The organism is Mesorhizobium sp. B2-4-13, from assembly GCF_006658535.1.
Taxonomy (GTDB): Bacteria; Pseudomonadota; Alphaproteobacteria; order Rhizobiales; family Rhizobiaceae; genus Mesorhizobium; species Mesorhizobium australicum.
In genome coordinates this window covers 364,958-377,154 of record NZ_VFVB01000002.1, presented here as the reverse complement: position 1 = coordinate 377,154, position 12,197 = coordinate 364,958, and the positions used below count along the sequence as shown (strand labels likewise).

Here is a 12,197-nt window from a genome sequence, read left to right as displayed (position 1 = left end):
GGGAAGGCAAGGAGAACAAAAATGTCTAGAAAGTTGATGGCGGCCGTTTCGACGGCCGTGCTTATGTGGGCAGTGCCGGCACTCGCCGACGGCGAGTTGCATATCTACAATTGGGGTGACTACACCAACCCCAAGCTGATCGATAAATTCGAGAAACAGTACAGCATCAAGGTAACGCTGGACGATTATGATTCCAACGAAACCATGCTGTCGAAGGTACGCGCTGGCAATTCCGGCTACGACATCGTGGTGCCTTCGGACTACACCGTTAAGATCATGGTCGACGAGGGCCTGCTCGAAAAAACCGAGCCCAATGCAATGCCCAACGGCAAGAACATCGATCCGCGTTTCGTCGACGTCTATTGGGACAGCGGCCGCCACTACACCGCGCCGTGGCAGTTTGGCACCACGGCATTCGCGGTCAACACAGACAAGTTCAAGGGCAACATCGACTCGCTGGCCATCCTCTTCGACCCGCCGGCGGAGCTGAAGGGCCAGATCAATATGCTCGACGATGTCAACACCGTCATGCATGCGGCCGAGCGTTATGCCGGCGTGCCGCGCTGCGGTGCCGACAAGGCCAATCTGAAGAAGGTCAACGACATCCTGATGGCCGCCAAGCCGTCATGGAAGACCTTCAGCTACGACACCATCACCAAGATTACCTCCGGCGACGTGATCGTGACGGAGCAGTGGAATGGCGCGACCTATCGCTCGCGGCAGAAAATCCCGGCCATCAAATACGCCTATCCCAAGGAGGGCATCGAGGGCTGGATGGACAATGTCGCGGTGCTGAAGGGCGCCAAGAACCTCGACAATGCCAAGCTGTTCCAGGACTTTATCATGGCTCCGGAAAACGCTGCGCTGATCTCGGAATTCGCCGGTTACGACAACGGCATTGCGGGCAGCCACAAGTTCCTGCAGCCGGATTTCGCCAATTCGCCGGAACTCAATCCGCCGGCAGGCGCGCCGGTAGCGGAATTCGTTCCGCCCTGTCCGCCAGATGTGGTGGAGATTTACAACAAGATCTGGACCAATTTGCGCAAATAGGTTCGGTCTAAAATCCAGCGGGAGGGAGGCTTTGGCCTCCCTTCTTTGCGCTTACGGGGAGGGTTCCATGACATCTTACCGCAACAGCGATCCGCGGCCGCCGATCATGCAAGGCTCGCCGCCCGCCATGCTGCCGCCGAGGCTCGACTGGGACAGGCCGCCCTGGAACCGCTGGGCTTTCCAGCACATCCGGGAAATTCTGCCGACCGTGGAAGTCTGGCGCGGCGCTGGCCATCGCCACCGTCTCGAACGCGCCGAGGCCGATCTCGACGGGCTAGCGGTCGAGGACAGCGAGGGCAGGCCTTCGACACTCGCCGGCTTGCTCGACGAGACCTATACGGACGGCTTCCTGGTGCTCAAGGACGGCAGGATAGCCTATGAGCGCTATTTCAACGGCATGGACGAGCGCACGCTGCACCTGTCGCAGTCGATGGCCAAGTCGGTCACCGGCTCGGTGTTCGGCATATTGGCCGGGCGCGGCCTGATCGATCCGGCGAAGCCAGTGACGGACTACCTGCCGGAACTGAGCGCGACCGGGTGGGCCGGCGCCAGCGTCCAGCATGTGCTTGATATGACCACCGGCGTGCGGTTTTCGGAGGAATACACCGACCGCTATTCCGACATTGGCCAGGTCGATGTCGCCACCGGCTGGAAGCCGGTGCCACCGGGCAGCGACCCGGATTTCCGCTGGCCATCGCACATGTTCGAGCTGATCCTGGGCTTGAAGGACACGGTTCGCCCGCATGGAGCCGCGTTCGAATATCGCTCGATCGAAACGGACGTGCTCGCCTTCATCATGGAACGGGTGACCGGCAAGCGGCTGGCGCAACTGGTTTCGGAAGAACTTTGGCAAAAGCTCGGGCCTGACGAAAGCGCCTGCTTCACCGTCGACAGTGCCGGCTATGCGCTGGCCGATGGCGGCTTCAACGCGACGCTACGCGACTACGCCCGCTTTGGCCAGCTGATCCTCGACAATGGCGGCGGCATCGTGCCGGCGGACTGGATCGAGGCGACGCGTACCGGCAGGCATGGTCCGGATTTCACGGCCAGCCTGCCCGAGGGCAGCTATCGCAACCAGTTCTGGATCGAGAATCCCAGCTCGCGGGCACTGATGTGCCGTGGCGTGTTCGGACAGTTGATCCATATCGACTGGAACACAGGAATAGTCGTGGTGAAGCTGTCGACCTGGCCGGATTTCAGCAACATGGCCTATTCCAAGGCAACGCTGAAGGCCGTGCACACCATCGCCGCGGCGCTTGCCTGAGCTTCATGACCAATGGACTGGGAGGAAACGCCATGACCGGCAAGACCGCGTTCGAGACTCGATACGGATTCCGCCGCAACGAGGTGCTGCTCGGCAACTGGCGTGTGAGCCCGTTCAATCGGTGGTCGTTCCAGAATCTCGGCGAACTGGTGCCGACCGCCCGGGTGGCGGCAGCGCCCGGCGCCGCAGAAGCCCCTCCGCGAGACATGGACGGCTTGCTCGGGGAAAAGGTCACGGTCGCGACTGCACCGGAGACGGTGGCTGAATTCCTCCTGCGCTCCAGCACCGACGCCCTGACGGTGATGAAGGGCGGCAAGATCATTGGCGACTGGTTCGCGCCGCATATGGAGTTCGGCGCGCGCCACATCATCTTCTCGATCAGCAAATCGGTGACCGCGATCATCGCCGGCATACTGGAAGGCGAGGGGGCGTTCGATCCGGAAGCGCCGGTGACGGACTATATCCCTGAAGCAGCCGGCTCGGCCTATGGCGATGCAAGCGTTCGGCATGTGCTCGACATGAGCGTCAGCCTCGATTTCGAGGAGGCCTATCTCGATCCGGAAAGCGCCTTCGCCCGCTATCGCCGAGCGACGCTGTGGAATCCGGGCGGCGGCACCGAAAGCCTGCGTGAATTCATCCTGACCCTGCAGCGGCTTGCCGAGCCGCATGGCCAGACCTTCCGCTACCGCTCGCCCAATTCCGACCTGCTCGGCCTGCTGCTCGAGCGCGCCTCGGGCCAGCGCTTCACCGACCTCATGCGCGAGAAACTATGGCTGCCGCTTGGCGCCCTCAGCGAGGCCTCTGTCGGCGTCGACATGGAAGGCACGGCACGCACCGCCGGCGGCATTTCGGTGACGCCGCGTGACCTGGCGCGCCTCGGCGAGATGATGCGGCAGGGCGGCACCGCCAATGGCCGCCGCATCGTGCCCGAGGCCTGGGTGCGCGACACCACCAGCACCGGCGGCAGTTCGGAAGCTTGGCGGCGCGGTGCCATGCTGCCGTTGTTCCCGAAAGGCCGCTACCGCAACAAATGGTACCAGACAGGACACGAGAACGGCGCCTATTGCGGCATCGGCATCCATGGCCAGTGGCTTTATGTCGATCCCAGCACCGAAGTGGTGATCGCCAAAATGTCGTCGCAGCCGGAGCCGGTCGACGATCCGCTGGATATCGAGATCGTTGCGTTTTTCGAGGCGCTGAGCCGGATGGTCTAAGTGGGCAGTCGCGTGCGATTGGTGATGTCGGCGCTGCCCCTCATCCGCCTGCCGGCACCTTCTCCCCGTATAGTGACGGGGAGAAGGGATCTGGTCGCTACGCCGGCGCCCCTTTGCACCGTTGGCGATTGGCGAAATCGGCGATGACAGCGCCCTCTCCCCGTCACTATACGGGGAGAGGATGCCGGCAGGCAGGTGAGGGGCGGCGCAGACATCTCAGTATCAGCAAATTCCTGCGGTACCCAGATCCGGTGAACGCATCGCGTTTTCCTGTGGACCTCCGCCGCCGTTGAAAACGTCGCGGTTGGCGGACCTGATGTCTGCGCTTATGGTCGCCGCTCTTTTCGACGAGAGTGGGAAGACATGGCATCCGACATCAAGCGCATCGCAGCCATCATCGCGGCCGAAATCAAGGCGCGGCCGGAACAGGCGGCCGCGGCGATCGGACTCCTCGATGAGGGGGCGACGGTGCCGTTCGTGGCACGCTACCGCAAGGAAGTGACCGGCGGGCTGGATGACACGCAATTGCGCGACCTTGCCGAGCGTCTTGTCTATCTGCGCGAACTCGACGCGCGCCGCGACACCATCCTGGGCTCGATCCGCGAGCAGGGCAAGCTGACGGAGGAGCTTGAAACCAAGATCGCGGGCGCCGCGACCAAGGCGGAGCTCGAGGACATATACCTGCCCTACAAGCCGAAGCGCCGCACCAAGGCCGAGATCGCCCGCGAGCGTGGATTGGGGCCGCTGGCCGAAGCCATTCTCGCCGACCGCTCGCTGGTGCCCGCGGACGTCGCGCTCGCCTATGTCACCGGCGAGGTGGCCGATGCGAAGGCGGCGCTCGAGGGCGCGCGCGACATCCTGTCGGAGCAATTCGCCGAAAATGCCGATCTGGTCGGCAAGCTGCGCAGCTACATGAAGGAACGCGCCTTCCTGCGCGCCAGGGTGGTCGACGGCAAGCAGGAAGCCGGCGCGAAATTCTCCGACTATTTCGACCATGTCGAACGTTGGGCGACCGTGCCAAGCCACCGCGCGCTCGCCATGCTGCGCGGCCGCAACGAGGAGGTGCTGTCGCTCGACATCGAGGTGGATGCCGATGACGGCTCGCCGGTGAAGCCGGTCGAGCGGATGATCGCCAACGCCTACGCCATCGGTGCCAGCCTGCCAGGCGACCGCTGGCTGATGGAAGTGGCAGGCTGGACCTGGCGCATCAAACTGTCGCTGCACCTGACGCTCGACCTGATGCGCGACCTGCGCGAGCGGGCCGAGGAAGAAGCGATCCATGTCTTTGCCCGCAACCTCAAGGATTTGCTGCTGGCGGCTCCCGCCGGCTCGCGGCCGACGATGGGGCTCGATCCCGGCATCCGCACCGGCGTCAAGGTGGCGGTGGTCGATGGCACCGGCAAGCTGCTGGCGACGACGACGGTCTATCCGTTTCCGCCGAGGAACGATGTGCGTGGCACGCAGGCCGAACTTGCGGCGCTTATCCGCCAGCACAAGGTCGAGCTGATCTCGATCGGCAACGGCACCGGCAGCCGCGAGACGGAGAAGCTGGTCGCCGACATGCTGTCCGACATGCCTTCGGACGGCGGCCCGAAGCCGCTCAAGGTGATCGTCAGCGAGGCGGGAGCGTCGGTCTATTCGGCCTCGGCGACGGCTGCCGCCGAGTTCCCCGGCCTCGACGTGTCGCTGCGCGGCGCGGTGTCGATCGCGCGACGGCTGCAGGATCCGCTGGCCGAACTGGTCAAGATCGAGCCGAAATCCATCGGCGTCGGCCAGTATCAGCACGATGTCGACCAGTACCGGCTCGGCCGCTCGCTGGAAGCGGTGGTGGAGGACGCCGTCAACGCGGTAGGCGTCGACCTCAACACCGCGTCGGCGCCGTTGCTGGCGCGGGTTTCAGGCCTCGGCGCGTCGCTCGCCGATGCAATCGTCGCGCATCGCGATGCGACCGGCCCGTTCGCCAGCCGCAAGGATCTGCTGAAGGTGGCACGGCTTGGACCGCGCGCGTTCGAGCAGTCCGCCGGCTTCCTGCGCATCGCCAATGGCAGCGAGCCGCTCGATGCCTCGTCGGTGCATCCGGAGGCCTATGGCGTGGCCAAGAAGATCGTCGCCGCCTGCGGCCGCGACGTGCGTTCGCTTTTGGGCGACAGTGCCGCGCTCAAGGCGCTCGACCCGCGCGTCTTCGTCGATGAGCGGTTCGGCTTGCCGACGGTGCGCGACATTCTGGCGGAGCTGGAGAAGCCCGGCCGCGATCCGCGTCCCGGCTTCAAGACGGCGACCTTCGCCGATGGCATCGACGAGATCAAGGATTTGAAGCCCGGCATGCTGCTGGAAGGCACCGTAACCAATGTCGCCGCTTTCGGCGCCTTCGTCGATATAGGGGTGCACCAGGACGGGCTGGTGCATGTCTCGCAGCTCGCCGACCGCTTCATCAAGGATGCGCATGAGGTGGTCAAGGCCGGCGACGTGGTCAAGGTGCGCGTCGTCGATGTCGACATCAAGCGCAAGCGTATCGCGCTCTCCATGCGTAAGGATGCCGGCGAGGGCGGTGCATCGAAGGGCGGGCCGCGCGACAATGGCGGCGGCAGGCCGGCGCCACGCGGGCCTACGCCGCAACGCCAGCCGGAGCGGCCGGCACAGCAAGGTGCGTTCGGCGCCGCGCTGGCGGACGCGCTGAAGCGAAAGTAGCTACCACGCCAGAACAGCCGGCTCCTTCTCAAGTTGGCCGAGCAGCCAGTCCTGGAAACTGGCAACCGGCGGATAGCCGCGCTTGTCGTGAGGAATGACAAGGTAATAGGCGCTGCGGCTCTGCATCGGCTGGCCAGGCGCGGGCACAAGCTGGCCGCGCTGCAGTTCACCCTCGATAAGGATCTGCGGCAAGAGCGCCACGCCGAGCCCGGTCATGCAAGCCTGGGCGGCGGTGGCGAACTGCTCGAACTGCATGCCAGGCCCGGTCGGCGCGCTCAGGCCCTGATGCTCGAACCATTCGCTCCAGGCGCCGGGGCGCGTCGTCATGTGCAGCAGCGGCAGGCGGCCGATGTCGGCCGGCGTGGCGATGGCGCGGCCGGCGAGGAATTCGGGTGACACCACCGGCGCCACCGCCTCGCGCACCAGAAGGGTCGAGTCGGCGTCCGGCCAGTCCGGCAGGCCGTAGTGGATGGCGGCATCCAACCGTTCGCGAGCGAAGTCGAAGCGCCCGACGCGGGTGACGAAGTTGATGGTAATGTCGGGATTGTTCTCGACGAAATCGGGGATCATCGGCATCAGCCAACGTGTGCCGAAAGTCGGCAGAATGGCAAGATTCAAGATCCCACTATGCCGATTGCTCATCAATCCAAGGGCTGCGTCACGCAACTGGCCAAGCGCCGAGCGTACCGCTTCGGCGTAGATTTCACCTGCCGTGGAGAGCCTTACATTGCGGCTGTCGCGTTCGAACAGCCGGCGGCCGAACTGATCTTCCAAAAGCCTTATCTGGCGGCTGACCGCGCCTTGGGTCAGGTCCAGTTCCTGAGCGGCGGCTGTGAAGGAGCCAAGCCGCGCCACGGCCTCGAAGGCGGCAAGGGCGCTGATGTTGGGCAAAAGGCGGCGCTGGACACTCATGATCTATTCCTAACGCTCATTAATCCGTGAAGCAATTTCGTTTGATTTTTTCAGGCCACGAGCCGATAAGCCGGGCTTCACCTGTTTCAAGGATCGACAAGCCATGGCCGACAAGAATGCATTCGTGTGGGAAGACCCGTTCCTGATCGAGGACCAGCTTTCGGAAGACGAGCGCATGGTGCGCGATGGCGCTGCCGCCTTTGCCGCCGACAAGCTCGCGCCGCGCATCGAGGAAGCCTATCTCAACGAGACCTTCGACACGGCGATCTTCCGCGAGATGGGCGAGGCCGGCCTGCTCGGCATCAACATTCCGGAAGAGTTCGGTGGCCTCGCCGCCAGCTATGTCACCTACGGGCTGGTGGCGCGGGAAGTCGAACGCGTCGATTCCGGCTATCGCTCGATGATGTCGGTGCAGTCGTCGCTGGTGATGTACCCGATCCATGCCTATGGCTCGGACGAACAGCGCAGGAAATATCTGCCCAAGCTCGCCAGCGGCGAATGGATTGGCTGCTTCGGTCTGACCGAGCCGGATGCCGGCTCCGACCCCGGCGGCATGAAGACCCGCGCCGAAAAGACCGCCAGCGGCTACAAGCTCTCCGGCTCCAAGATGTGGATTTCCAACGCGCCGGTCGCCGACGTGTTCGTCGTATGGGCGAAGTTGAAGGGCGAGAACGGCAAGGACGAGATCCGCGGTTTCGTGCTGGAGAAAGGCATGAAAGGGCTGTCGGCGCCGAAGATCGGCGGCAAGCTGTCGCTGCGCGCGTCGATCACCGGCGAAGTGGTGATGGAAGGCGTCGAGGTCGGCGAGGACGCGCTGCTGCCCAACGCCAAGGGCCTCGGTGGACCCTTCGGCTGCCTCAACCGGGCCCGCTACGGCATTTCATGGGGCTCGATGGGCGCGGCGGAAGATTGCTGGCATCGCGCTCGCCAATATGGGCTTGACCGCAAGCAGTTCGGCAAGCCGCTGGCCGGCACGCAGCTCTACCAGAAGAAGCTCGCCGACATGCAGACCGAGATCGCTCTGGGGCTACAGGCCTCCTTGCGCGTCGGGCGCCTGCTCGATGAAGGCAAGATGGCGCCGGAAATGATCTCGATCGTCAAGCGCAACAATTGCGGCAAGGCGCTCGACATCGCCCGCCAGGCCCGTGACATGCATGGCGGCAACGGGATCCAGATCGGCTATCACGTCATGCGCCACGCGCAGAACCTGGAAACCGTCAACACCTACGAAGGCACCCATGACGTGCACGCGCTGATCCTGGGACGGGCGCAAACGGGGATACAGGCCTTCTTTTGATCCTCGGCTTCGTCATCCTAGGGCGGAGCAGTCGCGAAGCGACCTCGCGGAGACCCTAGGATCCATGCCGCGACACGGAAGCGCTGCTGCGCTGAAGGATGTGTGCACGGCCGAATCGCAACAGAATGACCTCATTCTGCGCCGCTGGTATTCTTCGATCAATGTAACGGCATGGATCCTAGGGTCTGCGCCGCGTCGCTTCGCTCCTTGCTTCGCCCTAGGATGACGACGGGAGAGGCGCTTCCACCAATCATCAGTGCTGGAGACGGTAGCGAGCAACCAGTCGAACCAGATGATATTGTCCGTTCGATAGCCGTTTAATTTAGGTGCACCGCAACATCCGCTTGGAGAATGGCGGCCAGATGTGTCAGGGTTCGGCTGATGAAACGCCGATCTCCGGGGCCCCATGGCAATTCTGGCAGCCGTCTACCACCTGACCCACTATAAATACGACCGGCCGGTGGTTCTCGGGCCCCAAATCATCAGGCTTCAGCCGGCACCGCATTCCCGCACCAAGGTGTTGAGCCATTCGCTCAAGGTCGAGCCGGCGAACCACTTCGTCAATCTGCAGCAGGATCCTTACGGCAACTTCCTCGCCCGTTTCGTCTTTCCGGAGCCGGTGACGGAGCTGAAGATCGAGGTCGACCTCGTCGCCGACATGACCGTCTACAATCCGTTCGACTTCTTCGTCGAACCGTCGGCCGAGGCGTTCCCGTTCGACTATCCCGAGGAGATCCGTGACGACCTCGCCATCTACCGCACGCCGGAGCCGGCCGGGCCGCTGCTCCAGGCGTTTCTGAAAACCGTCGACCGCAGCGCGCCCAACACGGTCAATTTCTTCGTCGATCTCAATGCGCGCCTGCAGCGCGAGATCACCTATATCGTGCGCATGGAAACCGGTGTCTTCTCACCGGAGGAAACGCTGGCAGCGGCCAAGGGCTCCTGCCGCGATTCAAGCTGGCTCCTGGTGCAGATCCTGCGCAATCTCGGCATCGCCGCGCGCTTCGTCTCGGGCTATCTGATCCAGCTCAAGCCCGACCTTGTCGCGCTGGATGGGCCGGCCGGGACAGCGGTCGATTTCACCGACCTGCACGCCTGGTGCGAGGTCTATCTTCCTGGCGCCGGCTGGATCGGCTTCGATCCGACCTCGGGCCTGCTCACCGGCGAGAGCCATGTGCCGCTGGCAGCGACGCCGCATTTCCGCAATGCGGCGCCTATTTCCGGCATGGCGAGCTTTGCCAATGTCGAGTTCGGCTTCGAGATGCGGGTCGACCGCATCGCCGAGCATCCGCGCATCACCAAGCCGTTCTCCGACGAGAGCTGGCAGGCGCTCGACGCGCTCGGCAACAAGGTCGATGCCGCGCTCGCGGCCGGGGATGTGCGGCTGACCATGGGAGGCGAGCCGACCTTCGTTTCGATAGACGATTTCGAGGCCGCCGAATGGAACACCGCCGCCGTTGGGCCAACCAAGCGCGAAAAGGCCGATGCGTTGATCCGCAGGCTGCGCGAGCGTTTCGCGCCCAGCGGTTTTCTCCACTACGGCCAAGGCAAGTGGTATCCCGGTGAAAGCCTGCCACGCTGGACGTTTTCGCTCTTTTGGCGCGCCGACGGCGAGCCGGTGTGGAGCGACCCGTCGCTGATCGCGCGGGAAGATAGTTCGGCTGATATCGGCCCGAAACAAGCCGAAAGCCTGCTGACGGCGATCGCCGGCGAACTCGGCATCGACACGTCCATGGTCAGCGAAGCCTATGAGGATCCGGCCGAATGGCTGCTCAAGGAAGGCAAGCTGCCCGAGAATGTCGACCCGTCGAATTCGAAGCTAGAAGATCCGGAGGAACGCAGCCGCATGGCGCGTGTCTTCGAACGCGGGCTGACCAAGCCGTCCGGATATGTGCTGCCGGTGCAACGCTGGAACAGCCAGGCCTCCGATCCGCGCTGGCGCTCGGAGAAATGGAAGACGCGGCGCGGCCGGCTGTTCCTGGTGCCGGGTGATTCCCCGGTCGGCTATCGTCTCCCACTGGGCACGCTGCCCTATGTGCCGCCGGCGCAATTCCCCTACATCGTGCCCGTTGATCCGTCGCTGCCGCGTGGCCCTTTGCCCGTGCGCGAAGCGATCTTGCCAGCGGCCGCTCCTGCGGAACTCGAAGGCGCCGACGAAATGGCCCGTCGCCAGCAGGCAGCCTCGTTCACGGCGACGACCGGCCAGCAGGAGCGCGTCGAGCAGGAGATCACCGAGATCGGCGGCGCGGTGCGCACGGCACTTTCGGTCGAACCGCGTGACGGCAGGCTGTGCGTGTTCATGCCGCCGGTCGAGGCGCTCGAGGATTACCTCGAGCTCGTCGCCGCGGCCGAGAACGCGGCAAAGGCAATTGGCCTTCCCGTGCACATCGAGGGCTACGGTCCGCCGCATGACCCGCGCCTTAACGTCATCCGCGTGGCACCCGATCCCGGCGTCATCGAGGTCAACATCCACCCAGCCTCCAACTGGCAGGACTGCGTGGCGACAACGACGGCGATCTACGACGAGGCGCGGCAGACGCGGCTTGGCGCCGACAAGTTCATGATCGACGGCCGCCACACCGGCACCGGAGGCGGCAACCATGTCGTGGTCGGCGGCGCCACGCCCAATGACAGCCCATTCCTGCGCCGGCCCGACCTGCTGAAGAGCCTGGTGCTGCAATGGCAGCGGCATCCCTCGCTGTCCTATCTGTTCTCCGGCCTGTTCATCGGCCCGACCAGCCAGGCGCCGCGCTTCGACGAGGCGCGCCACGACTCTCTTTACGAGCTTGAAATCGCGATGGCGCAGGTGCCGCATCCCGACCAGGGTGCCGCACCCTTGCCGTGGCTGGTCGACCGGTTGTTCCGCAACCTGTTGACCGACGTCACCGGCAATACGCATCGCTCGGAAATCTGCATCGACAAGCTGTTTTCCCCGGATGGTCCGACTGGCCGGCTTGGCCTTGTCGAATTCCGCGGATTCGAGATGCCGCCCAATGCGCGCATGTCTCTGGCGCAGCAATTGCTGGTGCGGGCCATCATCGCCCGCGCGTGGAAGAACCCGCTCGACGGGCGCTTCGCGCGCTGGGGCACCTCGCTGCATGATCGCTTCATGCTGCCGCACCATGTCTGGGCGGACTTTCTCGACGTGCTCGACGACCTCAAGCTCAATGGTTTCGAATTCCGGCCCGAATGGTTCGATGCCCAGCTCGAATTCCGCTTTCCCTTCTGCGGTGAGGTGCAGCATGCCGGGATCAAGCTGGAGCTCAGGCAAGCGCTGGAACCATGGCACGTGATGGGCGAGCAGGGCGCGATCGGCGGCACCGTGCGCTTCGTCGATTCATCGGTCGAACGGCTGCAGGTCAGGACCGAAGGCCTCAACCCGGAGCGTCATGCGATCGTCTGCAACGGCCGCATCGTGCCGATGAGGATTACCGACAACAGAGAGGTCGCGGTGGCCGGCGTGCGCTTCAAGGCCTGGCAGCCGGCCTCGGGCCTGCATCCGGCGCTGCCGGTCAACACGCCGCTGGTGTTCGACATCTATGACCGCTGGTCCGGCCGGGCAATCGGCGGCTGCGTCTACCATGTCGCGCATCCCGGCGGGCGCAGCTACGACACTTTCCCCGTCAACGGCAACGAGGCGGAGGCACGGCGGCTCGCCCGCTTCGAACCGCGCGGCCACACACCCTCGGGCTATGTGTTGCGCGAGGAACAGCCGGCGGAAGATTTCCCGATGACCCTTGACCTCAGGCGTCCACCAAGACTGTGATCTGAC

General features: G+C 64.2%; 7 protein-coding genes. 6 read left to right on the top strand and 1 reads right to left on the bottom strand.

Annotated features, from left to right (window positions below):
- Positions 1-21: 21 nt before the first annotated feature.
- The 4 genes from FJ936_RS05960 (at position 22) to FJ936_RS05940 (ending at position 6,216) form a co-directional block, all read left to right on the top strand.
- Complete coding sequence (locus FJ936_RS05960) at positions 22-1,050, top strand: extracellular solute-binding protein (protein WP_181171167.1); 1,029 nt, start codon at positions 22-24, stop codon at positions 1,048-1,050.
- Between the two features lie 67 nt (positions 1,051-1,117).
- Complete coding sequence (locus tag FJ936_RS05955; RefSeq protein WP_140789100.1) at positions 1,118-2,314, top strand: serine hydrolase; 1,197 nt, start codon at positions 1,118-1,120, stop codon at positions 2,312-2,314.
- 32 nt (positions 2,315-2,346) lie between these two features.
- On the top strand, positions 2,347-3,528 hold the full coding sequence (locus FJ936_RS05950) for a serine hydrolase (RefSeq protein WP_140789104.1): 1,182 nt from the start codon (positions 2,347-2,349) through the stop codon (positions 3,526-3,528).
- 363 nt (positions 3,529-3,891) lie between these two features.
- Complete coding sequence (locus FJ936_RS05940; protein ID WP_140792778.1) at positions 3,892-6,216, top strand: Tex family protein; 2,325 nt, start codon at positions 3,892-3,894, stop codon at positions 6,214-6,216.
- On the opposite strand, the gene FJ936_RS05935 is transcribed toward FJ936_RS05940, so the two are convergent.
- Positions 6,217-7,128, bottom strand: coding sequence for a LysR family transcriptional regulator (locus tag FJ936_RS05935; protein WP_140792781.1), 912 nt, complete (start codon positions 7,126-7,128; stop codon positions 6,217-6,219).
- A 103-nt stretch (positions 7,129-7,231) separates the two neighbouring features.
- Between FJ936_RS05935 and FJ936_RS05930 the strand changes: the two genes are divergently transcribed.
- Together FJ936_RS05930 and FJ936_RS05925 are read left to right on the top strand one after the other, a co-directional pair.
- The gene (locus tag FJ936_RS05930; protein ID WP_140619487.1) at positions 7,232-8,425 is read left to right on the top strand and encodes an acyl-CoA dehydrogenase; all 1,194 of its coding nucleotides are present in this window, start codon (positions 7,232-7,234) and stop codon (positions 8,423-8,425) included.
- Positions 8,426-8,831: 406 nt separating this feature from the next.
- Positions 8,832-12,191, top strand: coding sequence for a transglutaminase family protein (locus FJ936_RS05925; protein WP_141906223.1), 3,360 nt, complete (start codon positions 8,832-8,834; stop codon positions 12,189-12,191).
- The last annotated feature ends 6 nt before the right edge of the window (positions 12,192-12,197 follow it).

Bases quoted from the DNA above. Each gene is read 5' to 3' on its own strand.
- FJ936_RS05925 (WP_141906223.1), top strand. From the start codon at position 8,832: ATGGCAATTCTGGCAGCCGTCTACCACCTGACCCACTATAAATACGAC.
- FJ936_RS05930 (WP_140619487.1), top strand. From the start codon at position 7,232: ATGGCCGACAAGAATGCATTCGTGTGGGAAGACCCGTTCCTGATCGAG.
- FJ936_RS05960 (WP_181171167.1), top strand. From the start codon at position 22: ATGTCTAGAAAGTTGATGGCGGCCGTTTCGACGGCCGTGCTTATGTGG.
- FJ936_RS05940 (WP_140792778.1), top strand. From the start codon at position 3,892: ATGGCATCCGACATCAAGCGCATCGCAGCCATCATCGCGGCCGAAATC.
- FJ936_RS05950 (WP_140789104.1), top strand. From the start codon at position 2,347: ATGACCGGCAAGACCGCGTTCGAGACTCGATACGGATTCCGCCGCAAC.
- FJ936_RS05955 (WP_140789100.1), top strand. From the start codon at position 1,118: ATGACATCTTACCGCAACAGCGATCCGCGGCCGCCGATCATGCAAGGC.
- FJ936_RS05935 (WP_140792781.1), bottom strand. From the start codon at position 7,128: ATGAGTGTCCAGCGCCGCCTTTTGCCCAACATCAGCGCCCTTGCCGCC.